The following is a 23,352-nucleotide window of genomic DNA, read 5'->3' as shown; positions in this document are numbered from 1 at the left end:
ATTTTGAAGAAGATTCGAAAAGAGGGATGCGCTATGATGACACATTTACAACAAAATCACCCAGAGGGTGAAGGACAGACAGCAGCAGATCTCGCATGGTATGGATTAAAGAACGTATTCAAGGATTCGGTCGACAAGGCCTATCGTTTGGTATACAAAGAAACACCAGATCATGTCATTCTTGTTGCTGCAAATCGTCACGGCAAAATCGTCATTGATGGCATACCGCATCCGTTCGTTCCAAATAGTGCCCATATAGTATTACCAGGCCAACGGGTCGAGACCGTTTATTTAGCGGATGGAGAGCAGATCATATACCGGATTCATATCGGCATCATTCCATATGAAGGACAGAAGGTGTCCTCTGAGCATTTGTTGACGGAGCTTGGTAAGCCAATCACGTTTCCAGATGCACAGGTGCAGCAACTTTGCGAAAAAATCGTCTGTTACTGGCATACCGGTGATTCAACAGATCGTTTCGCAAGCCAAGCAGGTTTCCAGGACCTGCTGCATCTTCTGTTCAAGAAGCAGAACCAACACGAGAACGCACTCGAGAGAGCACGGAAATACATGCTGCATCACTATCAGGATACAATCACAGTCGAGAACCTGGCCGATGAAGCGGGCATGAGCCGCTATTATTTCATGAGATCATTCAAAGAGAAGTTCGGTCAGAGTTCGATGGACTATCTGGCAGAGATTCGCACCAACGAGGCCAAACGTCTGATGGAAGCAGGACAACCACTGAAGGACATTGCTCTGTTGGCAGGTTTCAAGGACCAACACTATTTCAGCAGCCAATTCAAAAAGCAGGTGGGATTACCGCCTCGTACATATATTGCGAACAGGAAATGCAAAACAGCCGCGTACAGCTGGCCCAATATCGGGCATTTGCTGACCCTGCAAATCATCCCCTTCGCAGCGCCCATTGATCAGTTTTGGACAGATGATTACCGTCGGAAATATCGTTATGATGTCAAGGTAGCACTCAGCCACGACTATGATTTCAACCTCAAAGCATTGATGCGGGCCAGGCCAGACCGGATTGTTGCATTGGACGAGATGATCCCCGAAGAGGAGAAAGAGAAGCTGCGGCACATCGCACCGGTGTTGTTTCTAAGTTGGCACGGAGAGGATTGGCGGCAACATCTGCGGCGAACGGCCCGTTTTTTGGATCGGGAGAATGAAAGTGAAAGATGGCTTCTTCGATATGAGGAAAAGGTGGAAACGGTTCTTCATTATATTCCTCATTCGTTTCAGCAAGGTAAGCTAATCGCATTAAGTGTGTCTCCCCGGGGCATTCAGATCTGGGGTAGAAGAGCAGGAACCGTATTTTATGACGATTTGAAGATTGCCGCGGCTTCGGGTGTGGATCAGATCGAATTTACCAGATACGTGGAAGCCGAACAGCTTGCTGCATTCGATGCGGACGTCATCATCGTTAGTGTTATGAAGGACCATCATTCCCTGATGGTGTGGGAGAGGCTTCAACATGTGGAAAGCTGGAAACAGCTGCATGCCGTACGAAACCGACAAGTCTATCTGACACAGGGAGGACATTGGTTAAGCGAACCGATCCTGGAACATACAGCCAATCGGCATGAACTTCTGCTTCAGGAAGTAAACTTGCTATTTAGTGCCCGGTAATGGGCGAAAGTAGACATCTTCTTCTATTTTCTTCGCTGAGGAACATCTGTATAATCATCATGTGATAATCATTCTCAATACAGAAATGCGGAGGGGAACTCATGTCTCACACAGAAAATAATGATCTCTTTAGAAGAGATCGTTCAAAAAAGGATACACATGGAAGGAAACGCGGATTTGCAGGATTGATGCTCCTGCTATTGGTTCTTTCAATTATGGTTGTTGCCTGCGGAAATAAAACAAATACAGCAGGGGAGCAAGCCACAACAGAAACGACCAAGACAAACGCAAGCGCAGCGACTCAAACTGCCGAAGAGCCTCAGACTCAGGTCATCGAACATGCCATGGGCAAAACGGAAGTTCCGCTACATCCAAAACGTGTTGCCGTATTTGGTCTGGAGGATCTTACATTGTCCCTGGGCGTACCGATGGTCTATGCATACGACTTTGATGGCTACTACTTGGATGACCAGCTCAAAGCACTGAACATTCCGCTCGCTGGAAATGCGGATTTCAATCCGAATCTGGAAGCCATCTTGGCAACCCAGCCCGATCTTATCGTGGTTCAGCGAAACGCCATTGATGACAAAGCGTATGAGGAACTGAGCAAGATTGCGCCAACCATTGCCTATTCACCGGATGATTGGGAGAAAACCATTGTGGAAATAGGAAGGGCAACGGGCTTGGAAGATAAAGCACAGGAGGTGCTTCAGGCGAACACCGACAAACTGAAACAGGCCAAGGAAGATATCATTTCGGCTGTGGGCCCGGACAAAACAGTTGTCTTCATGCGTCCATCGGACAAGGATCTGCAGGTGTTCTTTCCGAGCTTCGCTCCACTTATCTACACTGAATTGGGGTTAAATCCAGACGAAAGCGTTGCAGCATTCCAGAAGGATACTAAGGACGATTGGGGAGTCACGACATCTCTAGAGAAGCTGCCTTCTATTGGAGCTGATTATGTGTTTGCCATCTACGGAGGATCGATTAGCACGGAAGAAGAGTTCAATGAGAACAGTGCCGTTGCAACGGAAGTTGAGAAACTTCATGTATGGAAAACGATGCCTGCTGTGAAGGACAACCATGTGTTCAAAGTGTCAGCCAGACATTGGATGATGTCCGGCCCAATTGCAGACGGCAAGGTGGCAGACGATGTGGTAGCAGCCGTCACTGGCAAGAAATAAGCCTGGACATAATCGTTCATACATTGTCTACAATTCAGAGATAGATTATTAAAGGCATGGCTCTATGGAGTCATGCCTTTTGAGTACGTTGAAGGTATGCTGATTACATCAAGTTCACTCACTGGCTTGAGGCTTTACAATGAGAAACTAAGAAAATAACCAGAATATCGCAAAGATTTGGAGGTAAGACATGAACGGGACCCTGCAGCAAAATAGAATATTGATTGTAGATGATGATGAACGGGTCCGAAGACTTCTTCGCATGTATTTGGAGAAAGAACAATTTATCGTTGAGGAGGCTTCGCTAGGCTGGCAAGCCCTTGGGCAGCTTCATCACGGTTCTTATGCCTTGATCATTCTCGATTGGATTCTTCCCGATATTAAGGGAATTGAAATATGCCATTATCTTAGGACCAACTTAAGCATACCCGTCATGTTTCTGACAGCCAAGTCAGAAGAAACTGATCGGCTTGAAGCTTTCAAAGCAGGGGCGGATGACTTTGTCATGAAACCATTCAGTCCGAGGGAGGTTGTGCTACGTATTAAAACTATGATGGCTCGTTATAACGGATTAATCGAACCTGCGCCAAAAGATCATTCAGCGAGCGAGGTGTTGATTTCCTCCATTCTAATCAATCCAACTTCCCGTAGAGTCACAGTAGGACAAGAGGAGATTCATATGACTCCCAAAGAATTTGATTTGCTTTATCATCTGGCGACACACTCGGAAATCGCATTCTCTAGGCAGGATTTGCTGAGAATTGTTTGGAAAGTGGAGCATGAGGAAGATCTGGATTATCGGACTGTAGATACCCATGTGAAACGGTTGCGTGACAAACTATCCGAGTATGTGCCGAATCGGGAAGATCTGATTCAAACCCTGTGGGGGTTCGGTTATATTCTTCGTTTGCCTCACTGATTCTTATCTTGCAGTTCAGGAGGAGAATATGTCTTACAAACAAATCAAGTGGATGATCTTGCTCATTCCCACCTTGACCGTTGGACTGTGGGAGTATGTACGACATCAGTTTCTGCTCCCCTACATATCAATGAATTTGGGCAACTGGCTTACGCCTGTCATTGTATATGTCGTGAGTATAACGTTGTTAACTCGGCTGTTTCTGATGTTGGAACGTATTCAAAAAGAGCTGGAGCATGAGCGTGAAGCCAAAGCCGCATTGGAATCTCGTGAAAAGATGGCCAAGGAACTCCATGATGGAATCGCCCAATCCCTTTTTTTATTATCGGTAAAAGTGGGGCGTTTAGAGGAACAAGCCAAGTTGGATCAACAGTTGGACGATGTGTATTCGATCAAGAAAACGGTTCATGAAGTCAATCGTTATGTGCGTCAGGCCATTGCCGATTTACGTTATGATCCTAACGTTGACAATACCTTCACTATGAACGAATCGGTCACACTACTTGGTCAAATTCGAAGAATTGCCAAAGATATCCCCGTCCGAATCGAACTGGATTGGAGCATCCCGGATGATGCATTTACTGACAAAGAGAAAGTAGAATTGCTCGCTTGTATTCGGGAAGCTCTTTTTAATATTCAAAAGCACGCATCTGCTTCTCAAGGATGGATTCAGGGAAAAGGGCACAAGAAGTGCTGGATTATTACGATTCGAGATAATGGAAAAGGATTTGAGATGAATCCCTTTGAACGAAAGGATCGATATGGACTGAAAATCATGAGAGAGCGGATGAATGAGCTGAACTATAACATGCAATTCCGAAGGGAACAGCAGCTTACTGTTGTCGAATTTTCAAAGGATGGTGAGATGTTATGAGCCATACTCGCGTACTTGTTGTAGACGATCACGCTCATGCGAGAGAAGCCATATGTGAAATTTTATCCATGGACCCCAGCTTCGAAGTGATTGGCGTCGTGTCGGACGGTCAACAAGCGATTGATTATACAGAACAGTGGCTTCCCGATCTAATCCTCATGGACATTCAGATGCCAATTATGAACGGTCTTGAGGCAACACAGCGGATCAAATTGGCGTTTCCTTATGTGAAAATTGTCATGATTACCGTCTCGGATGATGTACTACACCTTCTGGAAGCGTTGAAACGGGGAGCTCAGGGTTATCTGCTCAAAAACCTTGAACCCTCCATGTGGCTGGAATATCTTCATTCCATCGTTACAGAAGAAGCTCCATTGAGCCGCGAGGTGGCTTACCAAATCCTGAAGGATGTCTCACTCACGGAGAAAAAAGAACCTGACGTTCCACTAACGACAAGGGAAAAGGATATTCTGTATGGCGTGGCTGCAGGATGGACGAACAAAGAAATCGCTGTGAATTATACAATTTCAGAGTATACCGTCAAGAATCATTTAAAAAATATTTTGCAAAAACTGCAGGTTCAAAATCGTGTTCAACTGACACGTTACGCATTGGAGCAAGGGCTTATTACAGACCATAATCGTCTGTAATAAGCTTTTTTTACTATATCCGTGTGTTCTTTCTATTTTCATGTTAAGTGGATGTGATTTTTCTACTTTTACCACAATGACCTCACAATTTGGACACAAAACGTCCAGCTCTATAGCTAGCTTGAGCTATATGGCAAAAATTTGTTTTTATGTACACTATGAGCAGTGTGTTTCATGAAGGAGGTTATGATGTTTCGCGAACGGATTGTCCTGGGCATATTGCTGCTTATAGGGATACTGTTGATCCCGCTATCTTACCCGCTGGACACTGCAAATGCTGCTCCTGAAACCAAAGATGCTATTCCACTCCAGCCAATCATTGATGGTTCTAGACCTGGAGAAGTGCTTGTACTTGAGCCGGGTATTTATTCTGGTCCCGTAAGTATAGACAAGAATATATCCATTCGAGGGGACTCATCCGTAATGGTATTGAATACGGAAGCTGAATCCACCATTACCATTCGTTCAGATGGAGTGACATTGCAGGGTTTCACGGTACGACACTTAACAAATGAACCCACTGCAGCGATTCAGGTTGAAGGAGATCGAGTAGAGATCACGGGCCTGGATATTCAGAGTCAAAGTTTTGGAATCGTGCTGCGGGGTTCCGTCGATGGGCTCATACATAGCAATACTATTTCATGGGCTGGACCGGAGTCTGCTTCCAGTGGTCAAAAGGGGAATGGCATTGATCTGTACAATTCCCATCGTACCCACATCGAAGACAACAAAATTACGGGCATGCGGGATGGTATATATCTGGAGAACAGTCGCAATCTTACGGTTAAGGGTAACACGCTGTTACATACCAGGTATGGAATTCATTGTATGTATATCGATGGCTCTTCTATTGTGGACAATGTGGGAGAGAACAACAGTACCGGAGCCATGGTCATGGGCGTCAAGAATACGGTTGTATCGGGAAACTCTTTTCGCAAACAGAACGAAAATGTGCATTCACAAGGGATTTTGTTGTATGACGTACAGCAATCCTCGGTTCATAACAATGTCGTGGAAGGTAACCGTGTTGGCATGAACATTGCTGAATCCTCAGGAAATGAAATTCGCGGCAATGCGGTGCTCCGGAATTTCATCGGAATTCAGCTCGTTCTTGCGGAGGATAATCAGTTTACCAGAAATCAATTTGTTTCGAATGTGATTGAAGCTTCAGCGAAGGACAGCCGGAACAATGAGATGAAGGAAAACTTCTGGGATTCCTTTCAAGGTCTTGACCTGAACGATGATGGAATTAGTGAACTGTCCTATGGAATTAATCCTTTTTATGAGCAAGTGGTCAACCGGAATTCGGCCTATCAGCTTTTCTTTCAATCTCCAGGCATGATCTTTATGAGCAACTTGTTTACGGAAGGCAAGGCAGAGTGGACAAGCGACAGATCGCCATTAATGAGCATGGAAGCGGTATCTCAGACGACGAAGGTAGGTACACAAGGGGTCAAAGAGATAACCGGGGTTTGGATCATCGGATGCATTCTGCTGGGCCTGGCCACTTTTATTATGATCAATATGGGGGTATTACGAAAATGAGAATGAAAACACATTGGAAAACAGTTATGGTGCTTCTCTTTGGGGTGCTGTTATTAACAGCTTGCGGAAAAAAATACGAGGCATTGCCTATCAATGAAGACGTGGATATCTGTGCCATTTGCAAAATGCAGGTGAAAGATGATGCCTATGCCACGCAGCTTACCACGAAAGACGGTAAAAATTATAAATTTGATGACATTGGTTGTATGCATCAGTGGAAAGAAGAGAACGGAACAGATAACATCGGGATGGATTTTGTTCGTGATTATAATGACAAGGAATGGATTGAGTACAGCAAAGCCACTTATGTATACGATGCTTCACTGCGTACACCGATGGCTTACGGCATCCTCAATTTCAAGGATAAACCATCTGCCGAAGCTTTTGTTGCCGAGCAGGGTGTGGGAACCATTATGACCGCTGAAGACCTCGCCTCCCACGACTGGAAACAAAACACAGAGACGATGGATATGATGGGGGAGCATGGGCAATCCGAGGAGGGAATGGGTGAAGGCGTGCATGAAGAAACACATGGAGAAAGCGAATCAACGGAAGAATCAGGCCACAAGTAATGACCAATGAAAATGGTGATGCATGATGGGAGATATGGTACAAGTCGTCCGACGAGAAATGAAAATGGGATTTCGCAACCCTTGGGCATATTCATTTTTGATTCTTTTCTGCGTATTTAGTCTGAGTTTGTTAATCATTAATTCTCAGAATTTTGTAGCAGGATACTCTGGCACTACAGGTTCCATGTTAAATCTTATTCTTTATCTGTTGCCGCTGATGACCCTCTTTCTGGGCTCGTTCTCGTTGACTTCTGAAAAGGAAGAGGGCAGCTGGCAGCTGTTGTCCACTTACCCCATCGGCACGATGTCTTTTATTGTTGGCAAATATCTGGGGCTGTCGGTTGTATTAATGACGATAGTTACATTCGGATATGGCCTGATGGGACTTCTTAGCGGATGGGTGGGTAGCCCTTTAGATGTTAAGACATATCTTTTGTTTCTGGTATTCTCCTGCGGACTGGTGTTGCTATTTCTGACTATTGCACTGTTCATCGGTTCGTTATCCAAAAATCGCTGGCAAGCGTTAACGATATCGGTATCCGTTTGGTTTTTTGCTGTGATCGGGTGGCCCACGCTTCTAATTTCCGTGCTGGGACTCATGCCGTATCAGTGGGTAAAACCCTTACTCACCGTTCTAACCTTCATCAATCCGGCTGAGTTGGTACGTTTGTTTGTGGTGATCAAACTTGGCGGGGGCTCGATACTGGGACCTGAATATTATCAGTGGGTAGATTGGGTACATCCATCGAGCGGGAGCTGGATCTTTATGGGGATATGTCTGCTGTGGATTACATGTTCTATCGTGGCAGTATACGGGATATGGGAAAGGGGACGTTCCCATGGATAATGTGGAAACAGAGATTGTTGGACTGTGTAAATCCATAAAAAAACAACAGATTGTTGAAGATATATCCTTTCGCGTTTCTTCCGGTCATGTGCTTGCCTTATGCGGCGGAAATGGGGCCGGAAAAAGCACCGTTCTGCGTATGCTTGCAGGTATTCTTCAACCTACCTCGGGTGAAATCATTGTAAACAATATGCGCTGGTCCAAAGAACGAAAGCGATATTCGGAACAGATCGGATATATGCCGGATGATTATCATTTCAACCAGGGTTTGACGGCAGAGGAGGCGCTCCAGTTCTGGGCGGCGTTAAGGAAAGTGCCTAAAGCGCGAGTAACGGAAGTGCTAACCATGGTAGGCTTGGCCGATCAAAAAAAGAAACGGGTCACGACCTTTTCCAAAGGTATGCGGCAGCGTGTGTTATTTGCCCAGGCTCTGCTGTCCAAGCCTCCGCTGCTGATCATGGATGAGCCGACGAATGGACTGGACCCCTTCTGGATGCAGGAGTTTGCAAATCTGATAAAACAGATCAAGGAGGAAGGGCATATGGTCGTGTTCTCCACCCACCAGCTTGAGATCGCAGATGATGTTGCCGATCACATTGTTTTTATGAACCAAGGACGTAATGTGGGAGATGGCTCTACTGAGGACTTTCGTCAACAGTTCGGGTCGCTTCATGCTGCATTTCATCATAGTCTTGGCTTAAAATGAAGGTGAATTTATTGGAAAAAAAGAGTAAAAAAATGAGTGCGAAAATGAGAAGTTTGCTTACTATCCTGATTGGAATGGCTGCTTTACTGACCGCTGTGTGGGCAATTTACCAGGGGACTTCATCATCCGAGCCCAAAATAACCGGTGCCATTGAAGCCGGTGCAACTGCTCCTGAATTCACTGCGGTTAATTCAGACGGAGAACAGGTGAAGCTCTCCGATTATCGGGGCAAAGTCGTCATGATTAACTTCTGGGCTTCATGGTGTACGCCCTGTGTGAGGGAAATGCCAAAGATTAAGCAGATTGCTCAGACGTATCAAAACGATGTAGAGGCTCTGTTTGTCAACGTGGGGGAAGCGAAGGGCACCATTCGTGAATTTATGGAGAAACAGCAATTCGATTTCCCTGTTATCATTGATGTGACCGGAAAGGTCTCCGGTCTGTATCGTATCACCGGGTTGCCAGCGACCATGATCATAGATCAGGAAGGTATATTCAGTCACATTTTGCTCGGTGAGTTGACTAAGGATATTCCTTTGCAGCAATGGCTGGAGGAGACCGTACAGCAACGGAATTGGAGCTTTGCAGACTTATGAACAAAAAAAGTCGAGAAGTCGCTCACTATACGAGCGGCTTCTTTTGTTTTATTTTTCCCGAACATCTTGCAAGCATAGTAGAATTGAAAATCGCAATACCACGGTTGTGCCTAATGAATCAATAGCCCCTTTGGGTGCTTTTTATGCTTTTCACCGAGTTGTCAGAAAGAGTTGATCCTTTCTTGAACATTTAGGGACGAAGACGTGTCAGTGATTGAATTGCTAATTCACAAAGATATAATAATTTTAACTATTAGGTCCTGTTAAGTACTTTGGCCCTTCAGTATCAGGTAAAACACAGCTCGCCAACCCATGCTCAGTCCAATAACTATGTGTAGCAATGCACAATGATGGTGTGGTAAAGCTCCTTCGTCACTTACTTTGTGAAAAAATTCTCTTTGTACATACAACGATGGAGGAACGGTTTGTAGATAAACTCTGAACCAGTCTAGTGGGGCTTCTATCAACCTGATAAAGAACGCAGTCCAAGGGCTGACTGACCTAATAATTAAAAGATTCAAATCAGTACGAAAATCGAACAGAGTTTGAAAGGAGGCAGTAAACAATGGCAATCGATACGGTGATGTGGAGCAAGCTGGTGACAGGTATGACGCTGGGCTTCCACGCTATTTTTGCGACACTTGGCGTCGGTATACCTCTAATGATCGCAATTGCAGAATTCATGGGGATTCGCAAGAAGGACCCCCATTACACACTGATGGCGAAGAGGTGGTCAAGAGGGTTTGTCATTTCTGTGGCGGTTGGTGTGGTGACCGGTACAGCGATTTCACTGCAACTGGCCCTGGTGTGGCCGAATTTTATGAAACTGGCAGGCAATGTCATTGCACTTCCGTTATTCATGGAGGTGTTTGCGTTCTTTTTTGAAGCGATCTTTCTGGGCATTTATTTGTATACGTGGGATCGATTCAAAAATCCATACATTCACTGGCTGCTGACGATTCCAATCGTCACGGGAGCAGGCATGTCGGCTGTGTTTATTACGACGGTGAACGGCTTCATGAACCAGCCTGGAGGCTTTGTCATGGAAGCAGGCCAATTCACAGCGGTTAACCCAGTGGAGGCGATGCTGAATACGGCGACGTTTTCCAAGGTGTTTCATGTATTAAGCTCAGCATATTTGACAGGAGCTGCCCTGTTAGCCGGAATTGCAGCCTTCTCGCTGCTGAGAAAAGGGGCATCTGCATACCACAAAAAAGCCTTGAATCTCATGATGGCGGTGGTTCTGCTGTTCGGCTTACTGAACACGTTAGCGGGAGATGTGTCCGCCAAGTTTTTGGCCGAGCATCAGCCGGAGAAACTTGCAGCGGCAGAATGGCATTTTGAGACAGAAAGTGGCGCGGATTTGATTTTATTGGGATGGCTGAATGCAGAGCATGAAATTATAGGAGCTCTTCACCTGCCGAAACTGCTCAGCTTCCTGGCCTTTAGTGACTTTAATGCAGAGGTAACCGGACTGGAGGAGTTTCCGAAGGACGAATGGCCGCCGCTGCTCGTTCACTACCTGTTTGATTTAATGGCCGGGATCGGATTTACGCTGCTGGCTATTTCAGTTCTGTATTTCCTGTTTGTATTCTGGAAAAAGCGCAATGAGCTGAATAAGTGGCTGCTTGGGATCATAGCGCTAGGCGCACCGATGGCTTTTCTCGGAGTTGAGCTGGGCTGGTTCTATGCTGAACTGGGACGACAGCCGTGGATTATCCGAGGATATATGCGTGTGGAGGAAGCAGCCACTTCATCACCCAGCATCAGAATGATCTTTTTCTTCTTCCTGCTTCTCTACATCGTTCTGGGAGTCATGTGTGTTCTCGTACTAAGACGTTTGTTCAACAATAATCCGGCAGAAGTCGAGATGGAGAAATGGATGAAGGAGAAGCGCAATCCGTCTACAGAAAAGGGTGAGCGTACATGAGTTACGAACTGATTGGCATTTCGGTACTCTGGCTGTTCTTGTATGGCTATTTAATTGTTGCCTCCATTGATTTCGGGGCGGGTTTCTTTGCCTTTTATGCACGCTTGACGAAACAGGATCACCTGATTAATCGTCTGATCTCCCGTTATTTATCACCGGTATGGGAGATTACGAATGTATTTTTTGTCTTTTTCTACATTGGCATTGTTGGATTCTTTCCCGACACGGCTTATTATTACGGATCAGCGCTGCTCGTACCGGGAAGCATTGCGGTCATTTTGCTCGCCATTCGTGGGTCGTTTTATGCCTTTGAGAACTATGGTTCCAAAAATAACATCGTGTATCTGTTTCTATATGGAGCTTCGGGATTGCTGATTCCAGCTTCGCTATCAGTGGCGCTAACGCTGACTGAAGGTGGTTTTATCGTGAAGCAAGGTTCGACGGTTTCTCTGGATTACTGGACGCTGTTTACCAATCCGTTATCATGGAGCATTGTTGGACTGGCGATTGTGTCCGTATTGTTCATTAGCAGCTCATTTCTAGCCTTTTATGCATCGCGGGCAGAGGATCACTCTGCATTGAAGCTGGTACGGACCTATGCCCTGTTCTGGAGCACACCGACGATTATCATCGCACTGACTGCATTTATTTATTTGGGACAGCACAATGAGCGACATTTTCAAAATATGATGGATTTATGGTGGTTGCTTGCACTTTCCGTTGCATTCTTCATGATTGCGATGTGGCTGATCTATAACGGACGCCGCTACGGATTAGCGTTTATATGTATCATGCTGCAATTTTTCTGTGCCTTTTTCGCTTACGGAATTGGTCAATATCCTTATATCCTTGATCCGTTCATTACAATTCAAAACAGTGTAACCTCACCAGCGATGGGCTTCGCACTGGTGGTTGTGTTTATCGGTGGCATGTGTATGTTGATTCCTTCCTTGATTCTGGTTTTCAAACTGTTTCTGTTTGATGCGGATTATGTAAAGGGAAAAAAATAAATTGAATTCATTATGCGATGTAAGGGAGTAATCTCACAGGTTCATAGAAAGGAGGAGAGCTTACATGAAGAGGAAAACAAGCCTGATCTCTCAACAAATGTCTGGGCAACGAAAACGACTCGTGCTCCTTGCAGTGATTTCACTTGCGCTGGGTGCAGCGATTGTAAGTCAGGCTGCGCTGCTTGCTGAAGCAGTACAACGGATTTTCGTAGAGAAGGCTTCCCTTTCGTCGGTCGTCATGCTGCTCGGGTTACTCTTGGCTGTCATGGTCGTACGTACAGGGCTGTCTTATGGGAACGGAAAAGTTGGTTTGCATATGGCTTCCAGTGCCAAGACGAATATGCGGGCAGCCGTGCTGAAAAATTTGACCCATGCGTCGATGCCATCAACCCTTCGTGGACAAACAGGCGGTAAGGTCAGTGTTGCTCTGGATGCTGTGGATGAGGCTGACAGTTATTTCAGTCTGTATATGCCGCGTATGATGGAGGCTGCCATCATTCCGATTCTGATTTTGGTGGTAACGTTTATGCAGCATGCCAATTCAGGCTTCATTATGCTGTTTACGGCCCCGTTTATCCCCTTGTTCATGATTTTGGTGGGACTGAAGACGAAGAACAAATCAGAGGAGAAATATGCGCAGCTGGCCGAGTTTTCCGGTACGTTCCTGGACTCTCTTCAAGGGCTGGTTTCGTTGAAAATATTTGGACGGGCTCACCGTCAGCAGCAGGAGATTGAACGCACCAGCCTGGGGTACCGCGATGCCACGATGGGCATTTTGCGGATTGCGTTTACCAATACGTTCATGCTGGAATCGATTGTAATGCTAAGCATCGGTATCGTCGCTCTTGAACTAGCAATCCAGCTGCTTGTATTCAAATCGATGTCGTTCCACACTGCGTTTCTCGTGCTGCTGCTCGTTCCCGAGTTCTACAGTCTGTTGAAAAATACGGGAACAGCTTTTCACAGCGGGCGAACAAGTATGGGAGCGGTTCGTAAGGTAGAGCAGATGCTTGAGGAAACAGCTGGGGAGAACAAATCGGCAGATAGCAAAGAAGGATTAGGTACATCCGATGGAATTGACGAGGTCGTTAACATGGAGCGGATTGAAAGGGAGAACAGGATAGGGACTTTTCAAATGGACCTTTCCAATGACCGTTTCATGCCGCCGTCCATAATATTAAACCATCTCCGATTTCGGTATGCTCCCGAATTATTCGAGCTTAAGACTGGTCGAGCACAGCTTGATCCGGGAGAACACATTGCCATTGTCGGCAAAAGCGGCTCAGGGAAAACGACGTTACTCCATCTCATTGCGGGTTTGCTGAAGCCAGAATCAGGAGAGGTACTGGTAAATGGACAACCCCTATCCGAATATGATGAGGCTGGATGGTTCGAACATGTGAGCTACATTACACAGCATCCGTATATTTTTGCAGGTACATTTGCTGAGAACATTGCGATTGGTGCGGGCCGGAACGTGTCCAGGACTGAAATTGAGCAGGCGGCAGAGGATGCCGGGCTTGCTGAAGTTGCTGCCCAATTGGAGCATGGCTTCGATACCTTGGTTGGTGAAGGAGGTCGAGGACTGTCTGGTGGGGAAAAGCAACGACTTGCTTTGGCAAGAGCTTTTTTGAAGCGGCCTTCCATCATATTGTTTGATGAGCCTACGGTGGGACTGGATTTGCGCACGGAGCAGATACTGCAACGTTCCATTGCCACATTGGCAGATACCGCGACGATGATTACAGTGGCTCACCGATTATATACGATTCAACATGCCGATCACATATTGTTTATGGACGATGGTGTGTTAGTGGATACGGGACGCCATGAAGAGCTTATGGCGCGTCTACCCCAGTATGCCGAGATGATTGATGTTCAACGAAAGGGGGGCTTGGCATGAATGAGCTAGCGATTTTGTCCAAAGCCATGATTCAGGAGCGCAAGGATATCATCCTTTCCATTCTAGGTGGGTTTATTGCCGGGATAGCAGGAGTGGCCCTCTTCTCGGCGAGCGGATATCTGATTTCGCAAACGGTCTTTGCGCCACCGCTGTACACCTTAATTGTACTCACCTCGCTGGTCAAGCTGCTTGGACTGCTTCGGGCGGCGAGCCGATACGGAGAGCGCTTGTATTCCCACAGGGCGACGTTCTCCATGCTTAGCCGTTTACGTACATCCTTTTTTGCCCGACTCATTCCTTTGACGCCGGGTATATTGAACAAAAAGCGAAGTGGAGACCTGCTAGCCCGCATTGTTGGGGATGTGGAGAGCCTGCAACATTATTTTTTGCGCGTCGCTTACCCACCGATCATTGTTGTCATGGTCTTTTTGGCGACAGTGTTGTTTACTTCTGCTTTTTCATTCTGGATTGCGGGGCTGTTTGTATTAGGTATGCTCATAACGGCGTTGGTTGTACCAGGACTGATTTTGCTTGGGCAGCGGAAAATACATGGACACGTTCGCGAGCAGCGGGCGCTGCTTTCCACAGAAGTCACCGAAGTATTGTATGGGTTCCGGGATTTGAAAGTGTACGGACAACTGGCTCAACGGGAGCAGCAGCTGCAGCAGGCTTCTGCTGCGTTGACGGTCCAGCAGCAACGGGCTGCCGGACACCTACTGCGTGGGCAATCCATGCATGCTTTGGTTACGTTCCTTATTTCCTGGGGCGTGCTGACACTTGGTGCTTATCTGATTATGGATGGAGCGCTTGCTGGCGTGTTTCTTGCAATGCTGGTTATGGCCTCACTAACCGTTTTCGAAGAGGCTGCGGCAATGGCGACATTACCTTTGTATAAGCAGGATAGCGAACACGCAGCCAAGCGACTGACGGAAACCATACAGACCTCTGATAGGCAGTCTGTGTCTACGCAGCCAAAAGGCGCGTTATCTGGCAATCAGGCTGTTTCGCTTGATCTCTCCAATGTTACGTTTCAATATGAAGGGGAGTGGAGACCGGCGTTAAAGGACATTTCGCTGCATATTTTACCCGGCTCCAAAACGGCGATTGTCGGACCGAGCGGATCAGGCAAATCAACGATTATTGAACTACTGCTTAAACTGCGAACGCCTACAACAGGGGAGATCCGTTTAAATGACATTTCGGTGAAGGAACTGGATGAGGCGAGCATTTGGCAAACGGCCAATGTTGTCTTGCAGCAAAGTCATTTCTTCCGGGGAACGATCCGGGATAACCTGCTGTTGAATGATGATGAACATTCGGACGAGCAACTATTGGATGTGCTAGCAAAAGTGCAACTGCCCAATACATCATTGACTGATGTAGTCTATGAAAAAGGGGAAAACCTGTCAGACGGTGAGAAGCAGAGGCTGGCTCTGGCACGGGCCATGCTTCGCAAGGGACGGTTATGGCTTCTCGATGAACCTACTTCCTCAATGGATTACGTTACAGAAGAACGTGTGATGAAACATCTCTATGCACAAGCAGCCGAGGATACGCTTCTACTGATCTGTCATCGGCTTACTGGCCTTGAAGAGATGGATCGGATTGTGGTGATGGAACAGGGAAGGGTAGTGGAAGCGGGCTCCTATACGGAGTTAATGGAGCAAGAAGGTTATTTTTATGAGATGAAGAAGATTGAGCGGCAAATGATCGGAGAAGTTGGAGTGTAAGAGAGTAAGATACACACAGATACGAATGAAAGAGTATGCGTCATTGCAGTTTAAACATTCACATTACAAAAAAATACACTCGCACACGTTTATACTGTGTGGAGTGTATTTATATTACCGTAAAGAAATGAGGGTAAGCATCAGTCAATTGAAGCTTCGATAAACAGCTTGTACTCCAGTACAATAGACCTTAATGGCCTCCTGTATTGGAAGCCCAGACAGGATACCAGCCTGCACTCGGTGTTTCTGTATTGTACAGAACCAAATTGCCGTCGTTTTGAACGATGAGCACGTTACCCCTGAGGTTGGGTGGCAGATTGTCCGCTCCATAGTACGATGTAGACCATGCCTTGTTGTCTGACGTCCAGTAAGGTGTGTTTTGGGGATCCTGGAGCACTAGTTTTCCACTCCAATAATCAATCTTGAAATGATTTATTCTCGTGTCATTGGTCTTGGTGTTCCATAACATCGTGTGTGTGCGGTTATCCCAGAGCTGTAGGTCGCCGTAGACGCTGTATTGCAGTGAAAACCTGACGTTGTTGGATACGAGTGGAATCGAATTGTTATACATGATGTCATAAATGAGGCGGTCTCCAGCTGCAGATGCTGATGGAGCGCTGGAAAGCAAAAACATGAAAATTGCAGCAAACAGCAAAACAGCTTTTTTCATAAGATCCTCTTTTCTGGGATATATTTTAAATTACATACCAAATATATCATATCTATCTATCAAAAATGTATAAAATTTCAAGTAGAAAGAAAATATTTTTGGGAGCTTTATATTTCTTTCTAAACTTCGCGTAATAACTTATATTCGACATACAAAACTAAAGGATTATTCTACCTAAATCAATCTATATTAGGATAATCCAACTTCCATGTTACACATCGTTATCGCTGACATGTCAGTTTGAAAATTGAGAAAGAGCTGGATACATTAGGCAGTAACTATTTAAAGATTTGCCATTATAATCAGATATGCCTAAGGGCGAAGTGTGTGTTCCAAAATGATGAATAAAATAATTTTTGGTGATTGCTTGATTTTTTTCAATGTATCTGATATTGTAAGACCTGTGATTTTGGAAAGCAGATATATCAACATAAATCAGGTCTTTCCAGCAGATAATTTTTGACCACTTCTCTTAAGGAAGTTAAGGCCATACGGACAGCCGGGTCAAACGCCGATTGGCAACTTATGTTGCCTTATTGATTGAGTTAAAAGCTCAAATTTTATAAGTTGGTTACTTTACAACCAGTGCATCTGCACATCAACTTGTGAAACGGTCAATAAGAGTGGTAAAGGCGAATTATTTGCTATATAGACTCTGATCTGATATTGATATACATGAAGAAGCTTTCCGCTAGAGGAGTTCTTTTGAACTTTTTTAGTTATGGGAACTTTGCGTCTTTTTAATGATGTATATCGACAAGCAAGTGTGATGATGCGCGTTTGGGGCATTTTTCACCTTGCTTTTTTTGTTGGTTCAGAACGGGCGAAAAGTTGAAAAATGAGAAAAATAATGAAGTTAATTTTAAAAAAATTCATATTGGGTTAGGAGAATGGAAAATGGGAAAAGCACTAATCATCGGCGCCGGCGGCGTAGCTTCAGTAGCAGTTCATAAATGCGTTCAAAACAGCGAAGTATTCGAGGAAATCTGCATCGCAAGTCGTACGAAATCCAAATGTGACGATCTTAAAGCCAAGCTGGACGGCGGCAAAACAAAAATTACGACAGCTCAAGTGGATGCCGACAACGTTGACGAACTGATCGCCCTCATCAACGAAGTTAAACCGGATCTCGTCATGAACCTGGCATTGCCTTACCAAGACCTGACAATCATGGATGCTTGCCTTGCAACGAAAACGAACTACATGGATACAGCGAACTATGAGCCGGAAGATACGGCAAAATTCGAATACAAATGGCAATGGGATTACAAAGAGCGCTTTGAAAAAGCGGGAATTACAGCTCTGCTTGGCAGTGGATTTGACCCAGGTGTTACTGGTGTATTCTCTGCTTATGCTCTGAAACATTACTTTGACGAGATTGAATATATTGACATTCTCGACTGCAATGGTGGAGATCACGGCTATCCGTTCGCAACCAACTTCAACCCTGAAATCAACATCCGCGAAGTTTCGGCTAACGGAAGATACTGGGAAAAAGGTGAATGGATCGAAACGAAACCAATGGAAATTAAACGTGTCTATGACTTCAAAGAAGTTGGCGAGAAAGACATGTACCTGCTTTATCATGAAGAGCTGGAGTCCCTGGCTAAAAACATGCCTGGTCTGAAACGCATCCGTTTCTTCATGACATTTGGTCAAAGCTACCTTACGCACTTGAAAGCACTTGAAAATGTGGGCATGACTTCGATCGAACCTATCGAATACGAAGGCAAACAAATCATTCCGCTGCAATTCCTGAAGGCGGTACTGCCAGATCCGGCGTCCCTTGGACCACGTACTGTGGGCAAAACGAACATCGGCTGCATTTTCAAAGGTAAAAAAGACGGCAAAGATAAAACGTACTACGTTTACAACATTTGTGATCACCAAGAATGCTACAAAGAAGTGGGTTCCCAAGCCATCTCTTACACAACAGGTGTTCCAGCCATGATTGGTGCAGCAATGGTGATGACTGGTAAATGGAACAAACCAGGCGTATACAACGTTGAAGAGTTCAACCCAGATCCATTCATGGAAGAGTTGAACAAATGGGGTCTCCCATGGGTTGAAGACTTCAACCCAGTACTCGTTGACGAACTGCCAGAAGAAGCCAAAGAATCGGAGCTTGTTCGTTAAGATGCGGTTTGAGCAATTACCGACACCATGTTTTGTTGTTGACGAAGGACTTATCGAAAGAAATCTCAAAATCCTGAACGGTGTCATGCAACGTACAGGAGCCAAAATCGTGCTGGCTCAGAAAGCATTTTCCATGACCACGATGTATCCGCTCATTGGAGAATATTTGAGCGGTGCAACGGCAAGCGGGCTGTATGAAGCCCGCCTGGGTCATGAGGAGATGGGCAAAGAGAACCATGTCTTTGCCCCGGCCTATCGCGAAGATGAGATCGATGAAATCCTTTCGATTTCAGATCATATTATCTTCAATTCTTTCTCCCAACTGGAGAAATTTAAGGGCAAAGCGCTTCAGGCTGGTCGAAAAGTAGGCCTGCGTATTAACCCTGAATGCTCGACTCAGGAGGGGCATGAGATTTACGATCCATGTGCTCCTGGTTCCCGTTTTGGTGCCAAACAAGAGGATTTCCGTGCAGAGCTGTTGGTAGGAGTCTCCGGACTGCATTTCCATACCTTGTGCCAGCAAAATTCAGATGATCTGGAAACGACGCTGAATGCGGTAGAAGAGAAGTTTGGACAATGGCTGCCACAAATGGAATGGATCAACTTCGGCGGTGGACACCACATCACACGCGAGGATTATGACATTCCAAGACTGGAAGCTTGCATCAAACGCATGCAGGAAAAATATGGCCTGGAGGTATATCTGGAGCCGGGCGAAGCGGTTGCGCTGAACGCGGGCTTCCTGGTGACGTCTGTGCTCGATTTCCACAAGAACGGTATGGACATTGCCATTCTGGATACCTCGGCCACATGCCACATGCCAGACGTGCTGGAAATGCCGTATCGCCCGCCGCTTATCGGTTCGGGAGAAGCAGGGGAGAAAGCCCATCTGTATCGTCTGGGGGGACAAACTTGCCTGTCAGGTGATGTGATCGGAGATTATTCATTTGATCAACCGCTCAAAACGGGTGACAGATTGGTATTTGAGGACATGGCGATCTACTCCATGGTCAAAACCAATACATTTAACGGCATGCCGCTGCCAGCCATCGCAGTGAAAAGAAAAGATGGCGATTGCGAAGTGGTTCGCGAGTTCGGCTATCAGGACTTCAAAATGAGATTGGCTTAATACTTTTATAGATATAGCAAGAGCAAAAGGGAACCTGATCACAGGTTCCCTTTTGACGTTTCACATAGGATGGGTTAACGGCTGTTTTTATGATTAATCGTTGGGTTTCGAGGCTGCTCTGGCGGCATACGGAAAGATCGGTTCTTTCAATTCAAACTCATAGGTTAATCCATTTACAATACCGACGACGCTTTCGCTGTCATATAATTCAAGCAAGAATCCAGCCATTTGTTCTGCTGTATGAAATTGGGGAACACGGCCCTCATATTTGAACTGGTCCAGATCAAAAGCACGTTCCGCAAATTCCGTTTCCGTTGCAGCGGGCGCGAGCACTTTCGCTTGCATTGCAGCATGCTTGCCTTTTAATTCATGTGCGAGCCCTTCCGTAAAGGCACTTACATAGAACTTTGTTGCACAGTAGGTTACTGCATCCGGCACGATCGTATATCCACCTCCAGAGGAGATGTTAATGATCTGAGTGCCCTCAACCTCTGCATAATCACGCACATACAGGGAAGAAAGAATGGTTAATGCTTCTATATTCAGATGAAGCATTTGTTCGATTTTAGGTAGATGTTGTTCACCAACCGAAGCAAAATTTCCGAACCCTGCGTTGTTAATCCATGTCTCGATAGAGTAATGATGGAGACTTTCATAGAATGCATGGACATTGGCAGCGATGGACAGATCCACCGTGCGAATGACAATGTCCAGATCAGGATCAATTTCACTTACTTTTGATTTTAACTTCTCCAATTCGTCGGTTCTGCGTGCAGCCAGGATCAAATGTTTGCCGCGAGCCGCAAAAGCCAAAGCTGCTTCATAGCCAATGCCCGAACTGGCACCGGTAATCACTGTATACTTCATGGATATTCCTCCTGGATTTTCGGTTCATTATTTTTTGTGATATGAGTACGAGTTGATTATACTGATTAGAGCTTACTCTAAGTCAAGCGGAATATAGAAGGGAGGATCACCATGCACACGATCGGTGAAGTGGCTGAACTACTCGGTATCAGTACCCACACATTGCGTTATTATGAGAAGGAGCAGATTATCGTACCGCTCCGTGATGCTAGTGGAGACAGACGCTACAACGAATCGCACCTGAAATGGCTGCAATTTGTAATCAAACTAAAAGAGACTCAAATGCCGATCGCTATCATCAAAAAGTACGCATCGTTATTTCAGGAAGGTGAGCATACGGCTGCAGAGCGTTTGAAATTGCTGGAAGAGCACAAAGAGGCGATTCAACAGCAGATGCACACACTTCACTCAGCAGATCAGATGCTGGAGAATAAAATTACGGCATATCGAGCATTAATCGGGAAATAATGTAATCTGATCGAAGAAACGAGCAGAGCGAATTCAGTGGTTACATATATGACGATCTATTGCCAAAATAGTGAATTTTGTTATAGACTATTTTTTATGGTTGTTCATCAAGGGGGAAAAGGAATGAATCAAAGGAACGTGCAAAAATCGAACAAACTGAAAATCATCTCCAAAGTTTTATTGATTATGATTGGGGCTTTTATCACCTCATATGGCCTGGAAGCTGTGTTAATTCCAAATAATGTATCAGACGGTGGTGTGACAGGTCTTAGTATCGTTGGCTCACAACTGTTTGGTTTACCGTTAGGGATGCTGATTGGTATCATCAACATTCCATTTGTATGGTTAGGCTACAAACAAATAGGTAAGAGCTTTGCTATTTACTCCATTATCGGTATTGCCTCGTTAGCTATCGGTACAAGCCTTATGCACCATGTACCAACGATTATTCAAGGGGATACACTGTTAATTACCGTTGTGGGCGGGATTATCATCGGTTTTGGTATGGGTTTGGCGTTGCGTAATGGTGGGGCATTGGATGGAATCGATATGTTGGCTGTCCTGCTTTCACGAAAATTACCTTTTGGAACCAGTGATCTAATCTTATTCTTGAACATGTTTGTCTTTATTGTCGTGTCAACTGTATTTGGTCTTCAAGGGGCGATCCTGTCCGCACTTGCTTATTACATCGCTTCCAAAGTGATACATATTGTTGAAGAAGGTTTGAGCGGCTCCAAAACCTTTAAAATTATCACCAATCAACCGGAGATCATGGTCGAAACCATTCGTGACCGGTTAGGTCGTGGAGCAACTTATACCGATGCTTACGGCGGGTATACCAATGAACAATTTAAAGAAATTACCTGTGTAATCAACCGTATGGAGGAAAGCAAAATCAAGGATATCATTCACGAAATTGATCCCAATGCTTTTATTGTAGTTTACGATGTAGCCGAAGTGAAGGGCGGAAATTTCAAAAAGAAAGATATTCACTAATCACTAAAATGAGTATGAGTTACTGTCGCATAGAAAAGCATATAACATACAAAAAGTCGCTAATATAGCGGCTTTTTTTTGTTTTAAAGTAGAAGTTATTGTGTCAATTCCGATCCAATAACTTCAATAATTTCTACCCTTTGAAATTTATCATTCTTTGCAAATCCTCAACTGTATTTCAGTCAGAAATTGCTCGGTAATGATCGTATCACGATTATCAATTTCATAAATCTCAAAAGGATCACCCATTACACAGAGCCCTTTTTCGTTGGCATGTGCAACGACCTCAAGCATTTTTTCATAACTTTGACGGTAGTTGCCCCGATAAAAAAGGGATAGATACTCACCAGCTGGCAGGTTGTAATCGTAATCGATCTTTCCGGCTTCGTCAGGATTAAAGATAAAGAAGACGGAGTTAAAAACATCCCTCACACCATGCTTTAGTTCCTCAAGGGACACGGATGCACCATATAATTGGTTTCCAAAGTCCGGAATGTGACTTTTATGTTTTTGATGCAGCTTCTTAATGGCATAATCCATCTCCTCATCCCTAGTTATGCGTGTATTGAGTTGCAGACACGGCCGGTCGGGATACGTTTTGATGGAGAAAACTCCTGTCTGAATTTTGCTTGCGTCAGTCAATACCTTGATTCTGCCCTGAATAATACGCTGCGTAGTTATAAGCTTTGCAATTTGTTCCTTAATCAGTTCCTGTTCAGTCAATAACAATTCAAGCGTATTTTCGACACTTTGCTGATCCAAATACGCTTTGATCTGTTGCATGGTAAAATCCAACTGGCGCAGGTCCCGGATGATATTCAGTTTATACATATCTTGAAGGCTATACAGACGATACCCGTTTCCGTCTCGCCGAGGCACTAGCAACCCTAATTTTTCGTAATAACGCAGCGCGTCAACACCTATTCCGTAAAGCTTCGAAATTTCATTGATTTTATAATCGTTTTTCATCGGT

General features: G+C 45.2%; 21 protein-coding genes and 1 pseudogene. 19 read left to right on the top strand and 3 right to left on the bottom strand.

Annotated features, from left to right (window positions below; translation table 11 throughout):
- Window positions 1-33: 33 nt before the first annotated feature.
- The 15 genes and pseudogenes from BLS14_RS33545 to cydC form a co-directional block, all read left to right on the top strand.
- Window positions 34-795: pseudogene (locus BLS14_RS33545) on the top strand (helix-turn-helix transcriptional regulator); the annotation flags it as partial.
- 96 nt (window positions 796-891) lie between these two features.
- Complete coding sequence (locus BLS14_RS33540) at window positions 892-1,647, top strand: ABC transporter substrate-binding protein (RefSeq protein WP_371121625.1); 756 nt, start codon at window positions 892-894, stop codon at window positions 1,645-1,647.
- A gap of 101 nt (window positions 1,648-1,748) precedes the next feature.
- Window positions 1,749-2,831: an ABC transporter substrate-binding protein gene (locus BLS14_RS08850; RefSeq protein ID WP_090951150.1), complete on the top strand. Its 1,083-nt coding sequence runs from the start codon at window positions 1,749-1,751 to the stop codon at window positions 2,829-2,831.
- A 190-nt stretch (window positions 2,832-3,021) separates the two neighbouring features.
- Window positions 3,022-3,750 (top strand): response regulator transcription factor, encoded by a 729-nt coding sequence (locus BLS14_RS08845; protein WP_064637232.1) that lies wholly within the window; start codon window positions 3,022-3,024, stop codon window positions 3,748-3,750.
- Between the two features lie 28 nt (window positions 3,751-3,778).
- A complete protein-coding gene (locus tag BLS14_RS08840; protein ID WP_090951147.1) occupies window positions 3,779-4,624 on the top strand; it encodes a sensor histidine kinase in 846 nt (281 codons plus the stop codon).
- Complete coding sequence (locus BLS14_RS08835) at window positions 4,621-5,274, top strand: response regulator (RefSeq protein ID WP_063562787.1); 654 nt, start codon at window positions 4,621-4,623, stop codon at window positions 5,272-5,274. Before BLS14_RS08840 ends, BLS14_RS08835 begins: the two co-directional genes overlap by 4 nt.
- A 189-nt stretch (window positions 5,275-5,463) precedes the next feature.
- Window positions 5,464-6,819: a right-handed parallel beta-helix repeat-containing protein gene (locus BLS14_RS08830; RefSeq protein WP_256336308.1), complete on the top strand. Its 1,356-nt coding sequence runs from the start codon at window positions 5,464-5,466 to the stop codon at window positions 6,817-6,819.
- On the top strand, window positions 6,816-7,391 hold the full coding sequence (locus BLS14_RS08825) for a nitrous oxide reductase accessory protein NosL (RefSeq protein WP_256336307.1): 576 nt from the start codon (window positions 6,816-6,818) through the stop codon (window positions 7,389-7,391). Before BLS14_RS08830 ends, BLS14_RS08825 begins: the two co-directional genes overlap by 4 nt.
- 25 nt (window positions 7,392-7,416) lie before the next feature.
- Window positions 7,417-8,238 (top strand): ABC transporter permease, encoded by an 822-nt coding sequence (locus tag BLS14_RS08820; protein WP_090807043.1) that lies wholly within the window; start codon window positions 7,417-7,419, stop codon window positions 8,236-8,238.
- Complete coding sequence (ccmA, locus tag BLS14_RS08815) at window positions 8,231-8,944, top strand: heme ABC exporter ATP-binding protein CcmA (protein WP_090807041.1); 714 nt, start codon at window positions 8,231-8,233, stop codon at window positions 8,942-8,944. The genes BLS14_RS08820 and ccmA overlap by 8 nt, the downstream gene beginning before the upstream one ends.
- Before the next feature lie 32 nt (window positions 8,945-8,976).
- Complete coding sequence (locus BLS14_RS08810) at window positions 8,977-9,540, top strand: TlpA family protein disulfide reductase (RefSeq protein WP_256336305.1); 564 nt, start codon at window positions 8,977-8,979, stop codon at window positions 9,538-9,540.
- Window positions 9,541-10,105: 565 nt separating this feature from the next.
- Window positions 10,106-11,470: a cytochrome ubiquinol oxidase subunit I gene (locus BLS14_RS08805; RefSeq protein WP_063562784.1), complete on the top strand. Its 1,365-nt coding sequence runs from the start codon at window positions 10,106-10,108 to the stop codon at window positions 11,468-11,470.
- On the top strand, window positions 11,467-12,480 hold the full coding sequence (locus BLS14_RS08800) for a cytochrome d ubiquinol oxidase subunit II (protein WP_090951138.1): 1,014 nt from the start codon (window positions 11,467-11,469) through the stop codon (window positions 12,478-12,480). Before BLS14_RS08805 ends, BLS14_RS08800 begins: the two co-directional genes overlap by 4 nt.
- Before the next feature lie 64 nt (window positions 12,481-12,544).
- The gene (cydD, locus tag BLS14_RS08795; RefSeq protein WP_090951136.1) at window positions 12,545-14,383 is read left to right on the top strand and encodes a thiol reductant ABC exporter subunit CydD; all 1,839 of its coding nucleotides are present in this window, start codon (window positions 12,545-12,547) and stop codon (window positions 14,381-14,383) included.
- A complete protein-coding gene (gene cydC / locus BLS14_RS08790; protein WP_090951134.1) occupies window positions 14,380-16,113 on the top strand; it encodes a thiol reductant ABC exporter subunit CydC in 1,734 nt (577 codons plus the stop codon). The genes cydD and cydC overlap by 4 nt, the downstream gene beginning before the upstream one ends.
- Window positions 16,114-16,303: 190 nt before the next feature.
- On the opposite strand, the gene BLS14_RS08785 is transcribed toward cydC, so the two are convergent.
- On the bottom strand, window positions 16,304-16,783 hold the full coding sequence (locus BLS14_RS08785; protein ID WP_063562780.1) for an immunoglobulin domain-containing protein: 480 nt from the start codon (window positions 16,781-16,783) through the stop codon (window positions 16,304-16,306).
- Window positions 16,784-17,680: 897 nt separating this feature from the next.
- On the opposite strand from BLS14_RS08785, the gene BLS14_RS08780 reads away from it, so the two are divergent.
- Window positions 17,681-18,919 (top strand): saccharopine dehydrogenase family protein, encoded by a 1,239-nt coding sequence (locus tag BLS14_RS08780; RefSeq protein WP_063562779.1) that lies wholly within the window; start codon window positions 17,681-17,683, stop codon window positions 18,917-18,919.
- 1 nt (window position 18,920) lies between these two features.
- Window positions 18,921-20,048 carry a carboxynorspermidine decarboxylase gene (gene nspC, locus BLS14_RS08775; protein WP_090951132.1) on the top strand — a complete coding sequence of 376 codons (1,128 nt, stop codon included), beginning with the start codon at window positions 18,921-18,923 and terminating at the stop codon, window positions 20,046-20,048.
- 93 nt (window positions 20,049-20,141) lie between these two features.
- Here nspC and BLS14_RS08770 read toward each other — a convergent pair whose 3' ends face one another.
- On the bottom strand, window positions 20,142-20,915 hold the full coding sequence (locus BLS14_RS08770; RefSeq protein ID WP_063562777.1) for an SDR family NAD(P)-dependent oxidoreductase: 774 nt from the start codon (window positions 20,913-20,915) through the stop codon (window positions 20,142-20,144).
- A 111-nt stretch (window positions 20,916-21,026) separates the two neighbouring features.
- On the opposite strand from BLS14_RS08770, the gene BLS14_RS08765 reads away from it, so the two are divergent.
- Together BLS14_RS08765 and BLS14_RS08760 are read left to right on the top strand one after the other, a co-directional pair.
- On the top strand, window positions 21,027-21,383 hold the full coding sequence (locus BLS14_RS08765; protein ID WP_063562776.1) for a MerR family transcriptional regulator: 357 nt from the start codon (window positions 21,027-21,029) through the stop codon (window positions 21,381-21,383).
- Window positions 21,384-21,506: 123 nt separating this feature from the next.
- Window positions 21,507-22,379, top strand: coding sequence for a YitT family protein (locus BLS14_RS08760; RefSeq protein ID WP_090951130.1), 873 nt, complete (start codon window positions 21,507-21,509; stop codon window positions 22,377-22,379).
- Between the two features lie 150 nt (window positions 22,380-22,529).
- Here the strand turns inward: BLS14_RS08760 and BLS14_RS08755 are convergent, their stop codons facing one another.
- Window positions 22,530-23,348 (bottom strand): MerR family transcriptional regulator, encoded by an 819-nt coding sequence (locus tag BLS14_RS08755; RefSeq protein WP_090951127.1) that lies wholly within the window; start codon window positions 23,346-23,348, stop codon window positions 22,530-22,532.
- Between the last annotated feature and the right edge of the window lie 4 nt (window positions 23,349-23,352).

Origin of the sequence: Paenibacillus sp. OK060 (assembly GCF_900101205.1) — a bacterium.
Lineage (GTDB): Bacteria > Bacillota > Bacilli > Paenibacillales > Paenibacillaceae > Paenibacillus > Paenibacillus marchantiae.
This window is presented reverse-complemented; position numbering and strand designations above follow the sequence as displayed.

Coding starts and splice junctions, on each gene's coding strand:
- BLS14_RS08760 (WP_090951130.1), top strand. CDS start 21,507: ATGAATCAAAGGAACGTGCAAAAATCGAACAAACTGAAAATCATCTCC.
- cydC (WP_090951134.1), top strand. CDS start 14,380: ATGAATGAGCTAGCGATTTTGTCCAAAGCCATGATTCAGGAGCGCAAG.
- BLS14_RS08765 (WP_063562776.1), top strand. CDS start 21,027: ATGCACACGATCGGTGAAGTGGCTGAACTACTCGGTATCAGTACCCAC.
- cydD (WP_090951136.1), top strand. CDS start 12,545: ATGAAGAGGAAAACAAGCCTGATCTCTCAACAAATGTCTGGGCAACGA.
- BLS14_RS08780 (WP_063562779.1), top strand. CDS start 17,681: ATGGGAAAAGCACTAATCATCGGCGCCGGCGGCGTAGCTTCAGTAGCA.
- ccmA (WP_090807041.1), top strand. CDS start 8,231: ATGGATAATGTGGAAACAGAGATTGTTGGACTGTGTAAATCCATAAAA.
- BLS14_RS08755 (WP_090951127.1), bottom strand. CDS start 23,348: ATGAAAAACGATTATAAAATCAATGAAATTTCGAAGCTTTACGGAATA.
- BLS14_RS08800 (WP_090951138.1), top strand. CDS start 11,467: ATGAGTTACGAACTGATTGGCATTTCGGTACTCTGGCTGTTCTTGTAT.
- BLS14_RS08850 (WP_090951150.1), top strand. CDS start 1,749: ATGTCTCACACAGAAAATAATGATCTCTTTAGAAGAGATCGTTCAAAA.
- BLS14_RS08840 (WP_090951147.1), top strand. CDS start 3,779: ATGTCTTACAAACAAATCAAGTGGATGATCTTGCTCATTCCCACCTTG.
- BLS14_RS08805 (WP_063562784.1), top strand. CDS start 10,106: ATGGCAATCGATACGGTGATGTGGAGCAAGCTGGTGACAGGTATGACG.
- nspC (WP_090951132.1), top strand. CDS start 18,921: ATGCGGTTTGAGCAATTACCGACACCATGTTTTGTTGTTGACGAAGGA.
- BLS14_RS08820 (WP_090807043.1), top strand. CDS start 7,417: ATGGGAGATATGGTACAAGTCGTCCGACGAGAAATGAAAATGGGATTT.
- BLS14_RS08770 (WP_063562777.1), bottom strand. CDS start 20,915: ATGAAGTATACAGTGATTACCGGTGCCAGTTCGGGCATTGGCTATGAA.
- BLS14_RS08835 (WP_063562787.1), top strand. CDS start 4,621: ATGAGCCATACTCGCGTACTTGTTGTAGACGATCACGCTCATGCGAGA.
- BLS14_RS08785 (WP_063562780.1), bottom strand. CDS start 16,783: ATGAAAAAAGCTGTTTTGCTGTTTGCTGCAATTTTCATGTTTTTGCTT.
- BLS14_RS08825 (WP_256336307.1), top strand. CDS start 6,816: ATGAGAATGAAAACACATTGGAAAACAGTTATGGTGCTTCTCTTTGGG.
- BLS14_RS08830 (WP_256336308.1), top strand. CDS start 5,464: ATGTTTCGCGAACGGATTGTCCTGGGCATATTGCTGCTTATAGGGATA.
- BLS14_RS08845 (WP_064637232.1), top strand. CDS start 3,022: ATGAACGGGACCCTGCAGCAAAATAGAATATTGATTGTAGATGATGAT.
- BLS14_RS08810 (WP_256336305.1), top strand. CDS start 8,977: ATGAGTGCGAAAATGAGAAGTTTGCTTACTATCCTGATTGGAATGGCT.